The organism is Serratia microhaemolytica, from assembly GCF_004011885.1.
Lineage (GTDB): Bacteria > Pseudomonadota > Gammaproteobacteria > Enterobacterales > Enterobacteriaceae > Serratia_G > Serratia_G microhaemolytica.
The window spans coordinates 87,740-101,370 of record NZ_SBEF01000004.1 but is presented as its reverse complement, the minus strand read 5'-3'; the positions used below and the strand labels follow the sequence as shown (position 1 = coordinate 101,370).

Below are 13,631 nucleotides of genomic sequence, written 5' to 3'. Positions count from 1 at the left end.
AAGGCGATTAAACCTTGCTTGGTGAGTTGTGATAACGCGATGTCAGTAAGTAAAGCTGCCAGTGTCAGAACCAACTGGTTAGCCAATGCTATCCACTAACTGGATTGACTCATCTTCCATCAGATAATCATCTGCGTGAGTAAAATGGTAACTTTGGTTGCCATTCTGCACCACACTGAAGATTGCCGAGGCTAACTCGTTTTCACAATCCATCTCTTTGCAGAGTGAATATTCTGTATCCGGCAGCTGTGGTAACCCTTCTGCTGAGCCCAGCACCCGTAAATCTGGGCTCATCATCTCGATTGGTTGCACGGTAACACCCAGCCCCGCCTTACAGGCGGCACGAACCGCAGAGAGCGTTGATGCCACATAAGCAATACGCCAAGAAATGCCAGCAGCTTCCAGATAACTGATCGCCATCTCACGGAATGAACTCGGTTCATCCAGTACGACCAATGGCACTGGCTCACCAGACTGAAAATGGTAATCCGCTGCGCAGTACCACAACGTTGGCGAGGTGCGCAACACAATATGCGGATGTCCAGCAGTATCAGCGGTGGTGATGACCAAGTCCACTTCCTTGTTTGTTAACATTTCCAGCATAAATGGGCTACGTTTAACCCGTACATCGATCGCTAAACGCGGATAGAGCGATGTCACGCGATTAAGGAGGAAAGGTAAGATGCTATCGGCACTGTCATCCGATGCACCTATCGTTAAAACCCCCTTAATATTGTTATACATTAAATAGTTACAAACTTCGTCGTTAAAACGAAGGATCTTCCTCGCATAACCCAGAAGTTGTATACCGTGCTCAGTCAGTAACTTGTTGCGCCCATGACGGGCAAACAGCTCTTTACTCACTAGTTGCTCTAACCGCTGCATTTGTTGACTTACTGCAGATTGAGTTCGACAAACGGCAACAGCAGCCGCAGCAAACGTATTCAAATCAGCAACAGCAACAAAGGTTCTTAGCAGATCGAGATCGAGATTAAGAATCGGACGATTTGCAGTTGTCATTATGTTTTCTTCGCTTTTTAAATTCTAATTTACAAACTTCCCCGGTGTTTTCTTTAAGGCGCTAGCCAAAAACGAGCACCTTATGGTCAACACAGTACCTTACTCATTTGAGGAGGGCAAAAAAATTACTTGTATTTCGTTATTTCTACCTCTTTAGCATTACATATATAACAAAAGCTAATCAATAAACACACTGCATTCTTAGCTTTCACAACAGAACCCGATGAACAGCAAGAAAAAATGACCAACAAATCAAAATATTAACAAAAGGAAACAATAAATACAACTCCCTTTATGTTATTCACACAATGCAGCAATCGACATTGACCTCACTCTCTTCGACAACCGCATTTGCCATACGTTCTATCAGCTAATACCCTAGAATCGACTATGCATTTTCTTACACCACGCGCCCTACTGAACCGCAGTTAAAAGCGCCAGAAAATTCAACCGTTAATATTTTTTGCCACCAAAGTGTATGCTGATTGCTGGCTAAACCTCAAGATGATTACTAAAATTTTACTAATGATATCTTGGCAAAAAAATCGCTATTGCCCTCTTCAGCAAGCACAGCAGGAACACGTTCATATGCCATTTTTTTACAAAAATTTATCAAAAAGGCAACGTAAACCGAGGTTATTCATCAGAACAAAGAACTACCTGAATTAACTATAACAGATAATTTCACCATAAATAATATCAAATGAGACAAATATTCTAAATATTTTACTTTCTTAGCGTTTCCCTCCAAGTAAGCTAATGTTATCTCATTCATTTATCAAAAAGCGTGATCATCCCGCTATTAGCACATCACACACCTACTTATCGATCTCGGACAAAAAACACGCATCGTGGTCAACATAGTGTCAACTTGAGCTAATGCCAAGTTGACACTATGTTATCTTGGTGGGAAAAATTTCTGAGTGCGCAAGTATTGAAGTTAAGCATCGTGATTTATCTTCTGTAGCCATATCTACAGAATGATCCCCTGATGCTTACCTTGTGGCAGCAAGGATGCATCTCTAAGCAATCACCACACCGATCACAAAATATTCTTAAATGCAATAGTTTGTAGTTCGATGAGGTCAGCACTGTGCGCTGGCTTAGTGCAAACAGTGTGAGAACAGTCAAAAACAGATGTTTTGAATATCAAACCAATGAGGACGACGACAGTGAAAAAATTCGCCTATCTGCTGCTTCTGGTATCAAGTATCACCCATGCCACCACATTCTCGCTGCACGATGAGAAATTTGATGCCAGTTGCCGTTACTCAGTGAATGAATACGGGCATGTCGTTTATGAAGGCTCTGACTCACAAGCACCTAAAGCTTGTTGGCGTGCTGAGATGTCGGAAAAAATAGCCCATCATCTGGCAAGCTCAAACCTTCAACCCGCTGTTGAATCGGTCGAAATCAATGATTGGCTGACAGTCAATAAGTCGGATGTAATCAATAAGAAAATCCTGGGTGCTTGTCACCTTGGTGCTCATAGAGCAATCAGTCAACAGGAGAAACTTGCTCGCCATATTGAACTTATCAATATCAGTTCAGAGTACGAGTACGCCAGTGGAGTGTTAATCAATGCCTATAAATATGGTGACGCCATGCGCAAAAACTGGGTGCTCGCCAAAAATGGCTGTGCCCGTATGGTGGCGGCCATGACTCGTTAGTTTGCGGCATCGGTTGCTGCAATTGTCAACAGCAACTCAAGCGCGGCAAGCCGTTCTGGCGTTAAGCCAGTGAGTGATGTCGGGTATGGTGCTCAGCCCTTCACCACAACCGGTGCCCTCGTTGCCGGATCAATCTGCGATGGCTCAAGCATAATGTCTTGAGCAGAAAGCGATAGAGAAATTCAGTACATCAATCTACAGTAAACTTTTATTCTGCATTGATGTGAAATTTTGTGTCCATATTTTATTTTTTGTTGGTGTTTTAATTTGTCGGTAAGTATATTAGTGATGCATTAATCTGTTCATAAGCTTCATCACTCAATGCGCGTACTTCGTTCGTTGAAATGTCACCTGGCTGTAGCTAAGATTAATCTTTGTGTCCCTAACTTCCTTAACTATAAGAAACATCTATGCAAGCTGCTCATACAACCACTCCGGATGCTGAAGACGCATCCACTCTCGTTAATTCTCGGGGAAAGGTCATTGTTGCTTCTCTGGTTGGTACTGCCATTGAATTCTTTGACTTTTACATTTATGCCACTGCGGCGGTGATCGTCTTTCCACACGTCTTCTTTCCACAGGGTGATCCCGCTGCTGCCACGTTACAATCTCTGGCCACCTTCGCCATCGCTTTTATTGCACGCCCGATTGGTTCTGCACTGTTTGGCCACTTTGGTGATCGTGCTGGGCGTAAAGTCACACTTGTCGCTTCACTGTTGACCATGGGTATCTCCACTGTGCTGATTGGTGTCCTGCCCAGTTATGAAACAATTGGCATTATGGCACCAATCCTACTGGCGCTCGCTCGTTTTGGCCAAGGCTTGGGATTAGGGGGCGAATGGGGCGGTGCCGCTTTGCTTGCAACGGAAAATGCTCCCGCACGCAAGCGAGCGCTCTATGGTTCATTCCCTCAACTTGGTGCTCCAATTGGCTTTTTCTTTGCTAATGGCACCTTCTTACTGCTCTCTTGGCTATTGACTGAACAGCAGTTCATGAGTTGGGGCTGGCGTGTTCCTTTCATCTTCTCTGCGGTATTGGTGCTGATTGGCCTTTATGTACGTGTTTCTTTGCATGAAACACCCGTATTTGCCAAAGTCGCCAAGGCCGGAAAACAGGTTAAGATCCCGCTTGGAACCCTACTCAGTAAGCATATGCGTGCCACAGTTCTTGGCACTTTCATTATGTTGGCCACTTATACGCTGTTCTATCTGATGACAGTTTATTCGATGACGCATGGCACTACGCCACAGCCGCTCGGGTTAGGCTATTCACGCAACACGTTTCTGCTGATGATTATGCTGGCGGTGATCGGTTTTGGTCTGATGGTGCCGGTGGCCGGGCTACTTGCTGATGCCGTTGGTCGCCGTAAGACGATGATCTCGATCACCTTGCTGATGATCGGTTTTGCATTCCTGTTTCCTAGCCTGTTGGGTTCTGGTAGCCAGACGCTACTGATGGTATTTTTGCTGTTAGGTATGTGTTTGATGGGGCTGACCTTTGGCCCAATGGGTGCGCTGTTGCCTGAGCTGTTCCCCACCGAAGTGCGCTATACCGGAGCTTCTTTTTCTTATAATGTCGCTTCTATTCTCGGCGCTTCTGTCGCTCCCTACATTGCAGCATGGTTAACCCATAACTATGGGTTATTTTATGTTGGCCTCTATCTGGCTGTGATGGCCAGCCTGACGCTGACCGCTCTGCTACTGATGCAGGAAACCCGCGATAAATCGCTGTAATATTAAATTATTGCATTAGGGCAAAAGCAACTTCGCTTTTGCCCTCTACTGTGGTTTGCTCACTGTTAGCACCAAGTACGTCACCCAACCGGGCGCATAATCAGCAAACCCGTCGTCGCTAAGAAGTGGCACCAACCTCAGTGTGGCGCGGTTTTGTCGCCCGTTTTCCTGCCTGTACTGCCCTATTCATACGCTGCAGTATCAGCGCGGCAAGCAAACCCACTACCGCACAGCCGAGCATAAATAGGAAGACATCGTGATAACCCGCCACTCCGGGTTTGTTATCGACCATGTTACCAACCAGGGTGTAACAGTAAATCTCAGGGAAGTAGGTCAACAGCGAAATAAAGCCAGCAGCAGTTCCAGTGACTTTGGTTGGAATATTGACTTCATCGATGATTGAGAAAAAGACGGCGTTCGCAGAGTAAATAAACACCCCCAGCGCGATCATGTTGACCAAAGCAAGAGTGATAAATTTGGCATCACCCGGCAAGAAAACATAAACCAAGGTAAACAAGATCATCCCGATAAAGGCATAAATCATAAACCGTGTACGTGATTGGCAACGGTCTGCTAACTGACCACCAATCAAGCCACCCAAGGCAAACAACACATAAGCACGGATCACGCTAGCGATCGCCACTTCGGCTCCACCCATATTAAAAACCTGAGTCAGATAGGGTGTCACCATGCCAAAACCGATATAAATCGACCACATACAGAACGTTACGGTGCCTGCCAACCACATCGTCGGCATTTTCAGTACGAAGGCCATATCCGCCAATCGGAAATCTGATTTTTCGCCCGATTTTGCCTCATCTTCAAACACAAACCAGGCAACTATCCCAGTTAAAATCGTCACCACCGAGTAAAAAATTATCGTGGCGCGTAATCCTTCGATCCCTTGACCAAATTTGGCAAACAGCGGCACCGATAAAAAGCCTAGCACAATTGATGTGATCCCTTTGCCTAAAAACCAGTAACCATACAGACGTCCTTGTTCAGCACTCTCACCCAAGGTGCGAATAATACGTACACAGACTGCCCAGAAGGTAAATACTGTGGTGATCGCCCACAATGCATGAAGTGCAACAATCATTAAATAGGATGGAAAAGTCGCATAATAGAAGCCAGAGATTCCGGTTGATACCAGTGAGAAGGTCATCAATTTACGTGCTGAAAATCGATCCGCCGCCCATCCACCTGGTAAGTAGAGTAAAAAATTGATCAACCCATAGGCTGTCATTAAAAAACCGAGCTGAGCATTACTGGCTCCGGTTGCCTGTTGCATTGCATCATAATAGGTCTCGCGTAAATAAGGCAGTTTATAAATTGCACTGCCAGCGACACCACACAGGATCAGTGCGATCCACTTTTTCCAATCAGTCTGCATGGAATTTCCCCCAGATTTGCTACCCATCATCAGATATCGCTAGCATAAGCGTTACAGCAAAACTCACTGCTACCATTACGGTAAATGCACTTGGGAAGCATGATAATCACGACATAACACTTCACTTTTTCGTTTCGTTTTGCTGAAATCATGCCGGCGATCACAGAGTGAAATGTAATCACACTACGCAGTTTCGAAATGGAACCGATAGCCCGTGCCACTGTTCCATTTCGGGGCATGATCAACAACATTGTCACTGTGCTATGTGTTCAATATTTTCTAGTGCAATAAAAGCGCTCTTTGCCATCGTTGTCGTTAACGCATACCTGGTGATTGGCAAGCTGACACCCGTACCAACAGCCAGTAATAGTGATTAAGGAAGTCGATATGTTGATTGATAAAAGCGATATCTTGGCCTGGTTGTCACAATGCGCGACTACTTATGCTGAACAGATGCACTTTCTTACTGAGTTGGATCGCGATATTGGTGATGCTGATCACGGCGTAAATATGCACCGTGGCTTTCAGCATGTGGCGGCGTTACTGCCAGCCATTGAACGGCATGATATCGGTACGCTGTTTAAGAATACCGGGATGACGCTATTTTCCAGTGTCGGTGGAGCCAGTGGGCCGCTGTATGGCACTTTTTTTGTTTGTGCTGCTTCCGCTGCCGGTGCGCGAACGTCACTGACACTGAAAGATCTGCTTGATGCTATGAGTGTCGGTATTGACGGAGTGGTCGCACGCGGTAAAGCGGCTTTAGGCGATAAAACTCTGTGTGATGTCTGGCTGCCAGTATTGGAAACCGCCAAACAAGCGTTAAGTGATGGTATCGAGCCGATGCAGATCCTTGCCCTGATTGAGAGCAGTGCCGAGCAGTGTGTGATCAATACCATTATGATGCAGGCCAAGAAAGGGCGTGCCAGCTATCTGGGCGAACGCAGTATCGGGCATCAAGATCCAGGCGCAACCTCGTCAATGTTAATGCTGAAAACACTGCATCACACCATCAGAAAGCGCGTCAGCGGCACACCATAATCAACGAGATATAGCCAGCGTCTATCATCATCAGGCGCACCGCATCATCTGATACCCCTGCCGAGCAAGGCACACAGGCAGGGGCAGAGGGCATCAACTAGTGAATACGTGCTCCCTGTTGGCGTAGTGTCTCTTGTAGCGCTTTGATATCCACATCACGCACTTTTACCCCTTGGCGGACTGACTCTGCCGCTGCGGTTCCTGCGCCTTGGCCAGTGACTGAGCAACACATCATATTACGCATTGATGTGTGAGCGATCACACTGGCCGAAACGCAGCGTCCCGCCACCAGCAGGTTGTCGATCTTCTTCGGTACCAGACAGCGGTAAGGGATCTGGAAATAGTGCCCCGTAGTAGGCAAAATCAGGTAGCCGCTACCATCAATAAACTCAGGGAAGATGCCGATGCTATCTTCACAGCGCCCCTGTTGCAGCACATGCTCATCCGTGACACAGACTTCGCCCTCAATCAGACGTGATTCGCGTGTACCGAGTGTCATACCAAAATTGCGTAATCTGGCTTTCTCAAAACCGGGCACGTAATGTCGCAGCGCATCAATAGCCCAGAGCGCCTGCTGGCGACCGGCAATTTCAGCCTGTGTCAAATCCCAAGCATTGGTGCAGTCATAACCAAAGGCATACACCATATTGAGCTGCATTGCCTCGCCTGAATCAGTAAAACTTGACCAGGTTCCGGCGATGGCTGAAGCATCACCTGGGATCACACCTTCCTGCTGAGCACGGGTGAAAATCTCTTCCATATAGGGGCTAAACATGTTGTCTTCTTTGCCACTGGTTTTGATTGTCCAGTTTTTGCCCCAGTCGGCATAAGTCGGTTTTAACTCTTCACGTACAAAAGTCTGGAATTTTTTCACATCAACACCAGAACAGTTGAACATCACCGTCACTCCCATACGTTGATCTTTTGCCCGCTGGCGATACGGTGCTCCTGCTTTTGCCGCCACATCGGCATCACCGGTACAATCCACCACACACTGCGCTAGGATCGCACCACGACCGGACTTGGATTCCACGATCACCCCAAGTAAGTCATCGCCCTGTTTAATCACATCCACTACCCATGAGTGGTAAAGTGGTGTCACACCTGCTTCGACTATCATTTTATCTGCCACCACTTTGAACCCTTCCGAGTCAATCACTTGACTGATCGACTGTGGTTCTGGTCGGGTAAAGCCCAATTGCTGAGCACGCAGCTCATATTCACGCCCAATGCCCTCACAATCAACCGTTCCCCGATGGCGATACCAAGCAAAACTCTCCACGCCCACTTGTGTCAGTACGCCCCCCAAACAGCCATACCGTTCAACCAGCAACGTTTTAACACCAGTGCGTGCGGCAGCGATTGCCGCTGTCAATCCAGAGGGACCGCCACCTACCACCAGAACTTCTGTTTCAGCAATAACGGGGATCTCTTTTTTCGGTTCAATTAATGTCTTCATGATTCTACTCTCTCTGCCAGTAAATTTGGCTCCACAACAATAACAACAAAAATAAAACAGTGGATATGCACCGTTTCACATCAGTGTGATATCACCTGCTGTTCTATTTCCCCCTCCATTGCTAACAACCTCAGCGGTAAGTCTTGATTAATCTGCTTAATAAAACTATGCACAACAATGTAAATCACAAAGCATAATGGCAACGCCGTTAAAATAGAGACTGTCTGTAGCGGCTTTAAGCTTTGTGGATTAACAAAATAGAGAGCGAGTGAAACACCGCCTGTCAGGATCAGCCAAAAAGCAATATTCCAGTGTGTCGGCGTCTGATCTGCTGTCAAATTTTTCTGGGTTGTGGCTGCCAATGAATAACCAACAGTACAGTGGCCTGTAATATAGGATATGGCGGTGATAATCGCGAAAGCCAGAATAAATAGCGTGCCAAACGGCAACTGCCCTAGCATGGTATAAACTACTGCTCCACGCCCTTTTTCTGCCATTACCGCTAATAGGTCTAAGGCTGTTTTTAATTGTAAATGGATACCAAAGCTCGATAACACCATATAGAACAGCATACAACCCAATGAGCCACTCACCAAACCCGCAATCACTAATTGGCGAATAGTGCGTCCTTGCGATATTTTGGCAATAAATAAACCAAAAGGCAGTGAATAAACCACCCACCATGAAAAATAGAAAATTGTCCAATTTTGAGGAAATCCACCGTCAGCCAAACTGTCAGTGTGCAAACTCATATAAACAAAATTTTGCAACATCAAACCTAATCCATCGACAGATTGGTTCAAAATAAAAGCCAACGGGCCACAGACAGCAATCGCCGTCAGCATAATAATGTCGGCTTTGACATTCCAACAGCTCAATACCGCAACACCTCGTTTTAATCCAAAAATCAGTGCCACCAGCGGAATAAATGTCCAGAGAAAAATCACTAGGGTATCCAGCAAGGGATTGCTGTTTTGCCATCCCATCACATAAACAATGGCATTCGCGATCAGTGGGGTACCTAATGCTAATGAGGTCATTACACCGCCCAGCAAACCAAACATAAACAGAAAATTAATTACATGGCCAGGAAAGCCATCTGCTCGACGCCCAAGTAATGGCCGAGTAAATTCACTGATTTTTAATACCGATTGTTTGCGCACATGCAAGAAATAGCCGATCGGCACGGCACTCACGATATACCATGCCCACGCCGAAGGCCCCCAATGAAACATGCCATATGCTGATGCCCAGCGTGCCGCCTCGACAGAGCCGGGCGCCACACCAAAAGGGGGGGCTTGTAGAATATAGATCCACTCTACTGCGCCAAGATAAAGTAGGCTTCCTCCGGTACCTGAAGTAAAAATCATGCCAAGCCAGATCGGTGTTGAGAATGCCGGCGCTTCACCATCACGCCCTAACACCACCTTGCCATAACGTGAAGTCGCAAAATAAATTGTGACAACAACAACAGCAAAGGTCGCCAATAAAAAGAACCAGCCTAACTGTCCTGTGGTGATGGCATGTATTTTTTCTAGTGCTCGCCCACTGGCTTCTGGCTGATAGGCAAACAAGATAATCATCAACAGCGTCACCACTGTGGCTGGCCAAAAAACCACGCCATCAATTGCAGCGCCCTGTTGCTCTGACATCGCTTTCTTTCTCATAGGCGGAATAAATCTTTCCTGATGATCATGTTTATTTTTATTGATGATAATCTAATAAAAAGAAATGTAATTCATATCTCAACAATTATGTCAGCAAAGTTTGATAGCTGACACAACTTAGCAAAAACTCGCTATTATTCTGAGCTTTCTCTGTGAGAATATGGACACTTTCATTTGTTGTTACTTTTTTTCGTTCCAAATTGAAACCGAATTTATAACTCACGATTCATTTTGAAACAAAAATGGCAGTAGAAATTAAGCGGCGTATGACTTCAGCATACTGGAGGTTGCATCAAGATTGATCGTCGCCAGTCATATAGTTGGCTATCTACCTGGTGACGATCAGGTTTGCCGTTCACATACGACTCAAATTATTTAGCGTTTTAATAGCTGGTTAACCAGCGCTATCACCACATATTAGGAGATCATCGGTTGCAAGCCATATTTGTTGATTTTTCGCCATAATGTTGTTCGACCTATTTTCAACGCCTTGGCCATCTCATTCATTTTACCACCATACAGTTCCCATGCCTGTTCAATGGTTTGTCGTTCAACTTCATCCAATGACAACACTGCCGGTGTTCCCTCTTCATTGTTGGCGTGTGGATTATTTTTTATCTCGTCAGGTAACTCATTAAAGTAAATAACATTACCTTTCCTGTGTAATAAAATCTTCTCTATTCTATTTTTCAACTCTGAATGATTCCCTTTCCAACTGTAATTGACTAATGCTTCCAAGGCTTTGGGTTCAAGTGTGATAAAACTGTTATTCACTTTACCATGTTCACGCAACAGGTTATCAATCAGAAAACGCACATCCTCCTTACGACTTCTCAATGGTGGAATATCAATTTCATGAGTAGAGATTTCATAATAGAGCTGTCGACTAAAACGACTTTGTGACACATACAGCGCGAGATCAGACTGAGCACTGGCAATTAACTGAAAATTTACTGGTATCAAGCGTTGACTATCACTGCGCATAATCAATCCAGTTTTCAGCATCTTTAATAATGCACTTTGTAAACCGGTTGGTAGATACTCGATATTCTCCAGATAAAGTGTGCCACCGTGTGCCAGTTCAAATTTTGATGCTTGCCCTTTATCTTCATCATAACCAAGTACCTCTTTATCCATGCTCTCTGGATGTAACATGCCACAATTAAGAGTAATAAATGGCCCGGCTTTAAACTCACTTTCATTATGTATCGCCATCGCCAATCCCAGTTTTCCCACACCCTCTTCCCCATATAACAAAATAGGTACCCTTGATTTTACTGCGCGTCGTGCCACCGTGATCACATGGCGCATCTTTTTCGATACCGCTGGCAGATCCTCAAAAGTGATATTAGCGGTGCGACCAATCTGCCGCTGTGCTAATTCACGTATTTTATCTAGTGGGTGTATCAGTAATAAAAAACTGTTATCGCTTAATGGGCGTAACGTCACCAATGCCTCGATAAACTCCCCCAGCACCTCTACCGTGATCTGTTTACGCACCAGTTTCACCTGCTGTTCAATGCCAGCTAATATTATGGGTGAGAAGCGGATCAATTGGTGCACATTTTTGCCAATCGTATCATTAAGCGGCAAATTAAATGCATTAGCGGCCTGAAGATTAATCATGGTGATCACCCTATTCTCATCCCAGGCTAATAAGCCGTCATCCATGCACTCCAATACAGCATTGCGTTGGCATAGCACATTATTAGTGGTTAACTGCTCACTACGCATATGCAGACGCAACTCCACTTCTCGCGCACAGGCCGTAGCAATTAATAGGCTCTCTTTGCTATATAATTCAGCACGTTTTAATAACAGAATCGCGCCACACAGCTTACCATGTAGGTCAAAAAAAGGGGCTGCTGCTCCGGCATAAGGATGCAGATATTTGTGGTAATGCTCTGCCATTATCAGCTCTACCGGTGAATTCAGTTCCAGACACAGACTAACGGCATTGGTGCCAATCATATTTTCATTCCAGAAACAGCCTTTTCTTAACCCTAACTGCGCCAGTTCCTCAAGCAGGGCCGGATGTCCCTCTAGCTGTAACATACAGCCATTGTCATCACTCAGTGCCAGCATCATCGGCTCTGACGCCGACAAAGTATAAATATCCTCCAGCACAATAGCCGCAACCTGTAGTGTCGTGCGATGACGTGTTAATAGTGAATTAAAGGTGTAGCCAGCGACAATATGTGGTTTTATCCACTGATAGGGATTAACGTGTTTGCAGCAGCGCTGCCAGGATTTAAACACCACAGACGATGAAAACTCGGGGGAGACCCAATGGTGTTTCTGAAAAAAATCCCACCGCTTTTTAAGTTCTTCTTGCTTATCCATTATTACCCTCGAATTTTACTCATGAATAAAAGATTATTAAATAACCATGTTGCACCTGGGTTATTGTGCCATTGCGATAACCATAAAATGAAATCCACGGCACTGATTACGATATATTTTTCTGTTATGGTGCTATATCGCTACATTAAATCTTGTTCACTGTGACTCTACGGGAGCAATTTCGGTATCTCAGATACTGTCCTGTGGTTAACCAGGCGTAGCGATGTGAGACCACTGTGCGCTGTTAATAGCCGTGCAAAATGATTAACACTGCGCAAGGACAAACTCGCAACTAGCACCAGATTAATCGGATAACTGCCAAGCCGTTACTACTGGATTAACTGCCATCCGATTATGCCTAGCGCCATTGACACACAACTGCCTACATCTTATCCGTTTATACGTTCCACTCATTCATCACGAATGGAAAAGTCACTCAGATGCTCTAACGCACGGATCATCGCCGAATGATCCCACTGGCTGCCACCTAACGCAGCACAAGTATTAAACAGTTGTTGTGCCATCGCGGTATTGGGCAAGTTGAGCTGTAATTCACGCGCCCCTTCCAGTGCCAGATTGAGATCTTTCTGGTGTAAGGCAATTCTAAAACCAGGGTCAAAATTCCCTTTCACCATGCGTTCACCATGTACTTCAAGGATTTTTGATGAGGCAAACCCGCCCATCAGTGCCTGCCGCACGCGCGCTGGATCTGCGCCTGCTTTGGCCGCAAACAGCAGCGCTTCTGAGACTGCTTCAATATTAAGTGCAACAATGATCTGGTTGGCGACTTTGCAGGTCTGCCCGGCGCCGTGCCCACCGACCAAAGTGATATTTTTACCTAAGCACTGAAACAGTGGCAGAATGCGGTTAAATACCGTCTCATCCCCACCCGCCATAATTGACAGTGTTGCCGCTTTCGCGCCCACTTCACCGCCTGACACCGGGGCATCAAGGTAAGCTGCTCCACTTTTCTCAATCCGTGCGGCAAAGCGTTTGGTCGCCATCGGTGAGATTGAACTCATATCGACCACCGTTTTACCCGCTGTTAACCCTTTTTCTAGGCCATAGTCATTATTAAACAGCACATCTTCTACTTGTGGTGTGTCCGGCACCATAATGAAGATAACGTCACAACGCTGGGCGACTTCAGCCGGTGTTGCACAAGCCATCCCCTGTTTACCCAATAACTCTGCTGGTGCCGGTTCAAAATGTTGTGAGAAGTGGAGCGTGCCGCCGGCATCTTGCAAGTTTTTTGCCATCGGTTTGCCCATGATCCCAGTTCCAATAAAGCCAATATTTTTCATCCTC

9 protein-coding genes are annotated in these 13,631 nt (G+C 45.8%); 3 read left to right on the top strand and 6 right to left on the bottom strand.

Annotation, left to right across the window (positions count from 1 at the left end):
- Positions 1 to 78: 78 nt before the first annotated feature.
- Positions 79 to 1,020 carry a transcriptional regulator LrhA gene (lrhA, locus tag EOJ37_RS04265; RefSeq protein ID WP_127958159.1) on the bottom strand — a complete coding sequence of 314 codons (942 nt, stop codon included), beginning with the start codon at positions 1,018 to 1,020 and terminating at the stop codon, positions 79 to 81.
- A 1,172-nt stretch (positions 1,021 to 2,192) separates the two neighbouring features.
- Between lrhA and EOJ37_RS04260 the strand changes: the two genes are divergently transcribed.
- Together EOJ37_RS04260 and EOJ37_RS04255 are read left to right on the top strand one after the other, a co-directional pair.
- Complete coding sequence (locus EOJ37_RS04260; RefSeq protein WP_127958157.1) at positions 2,193 to 2,690, top strand: hypothetical protein; 498 nt, start codon at positions 2,193 to 2,195, stop codon at positions 2,688 to 2,690.
- 410 nt (positions 2,691 to 3,100) lie between these two features.
- Positions 3,101 to 4,423, top strand: a complete 1,323-nt coding sequence (locus EOJ37_RS04255) for an MFS transporter (RefSeq protein ID WP_127958155.1) — start codon at positions 3,101 to 3,103, stop codon at positions 4,421 to 4,423.
- 118 nt (positions 4,424 to 4,541) lie between these two features.
- Here the strand turns inward: EOJ37_RS04255 and EOJ37_RS04250 are convergent, their stop codons facing one another.
- Entirely contained in the window at positions 4,542 to 5,816 is a 1,275-nt protein-coding gene (locus EOJ37_RS04250) for an MFS transporter (protein ID WP_127958153.1), read from the bottom strand.
- Positions 5,817 to 6,203: 387 nt separating this feature from the next.
- On the opposite strand from EOJ37_RS04250, the gene dhaL reads away from it, so the two are divergent.
- Positions 6,204 to 6,854, top strand: a complete 651-nt coding sequence (gene dhaL / locus EOJ37_RS04245) for a dihydroxyacetone kinase subunit DhaL (protein WP_127958151.1) — start codon at positions 6,204 to 6,206, stop codon at positions 6,852 to 6,854.
- A 97-nt stretch (positions 6,855 to 6,951) separates the two neighbouring features.
- On the opposite strand, the gene EOJ37_RS04240 is transcribed toward dhaL, so the two are convergent.
- From EOJ37_RS04240 to EOJ37_RS04225, 4 genes are all read right to left on the bottom strand, one after another.
- Positions 6,952 to 8,313, bottom strand: coding sequence for an FAD-dependent oxidoreductase (locus tag EOJ37_RS04240; RefSeq protein WP_127958149.1), 1,362 nt, complete (start codon positions 8,311 to 8,313; stop codon positions 6,952 to 6,954).
- Positions 8,314 to 8,393: 80 nt separating this feature from the next.
- On the bottom strand, positions 8,394 to 9,980 hold the full coding sequence (locus EOJ37_RS04235) for a BCCT family transporter (RefSeq protein WP_240651664.1): 1,587 nt from the start codon (positions 9,978 to 9,980) through the stop codon (positions 8,394 to 8,396).
- Positions 9,981 to 10,397: 417 nt separating this feature from the next.
- Positions 10,398 to 12,323, bottom strand: coding sequence for a dihydroxyacetone kinase operon transcriptional regulator DhaR (gene dhaR, locus EOJ37_RS04230; RefSeq protein WP_127958146.1), 1,926 nt, complete (start codon positions 12,321 to 12,323; stop codon positions 10,398 to 10,400).
- Positions 12,324 to 12,733: 410 nt separating this feature from the next.
- A complete protein-coding gene (locus EOJ37_RS04225; protein WP_127958144.1) occupies positions 12,734 to 13,627 on the bottom strand; it encodes a 2-hydroxy-3-oxopropionate reductase in 894 nt (297 codons plus the stop codon).
- Positions 13,628 to 13,631: the final 4 nt, after the last annotated feature.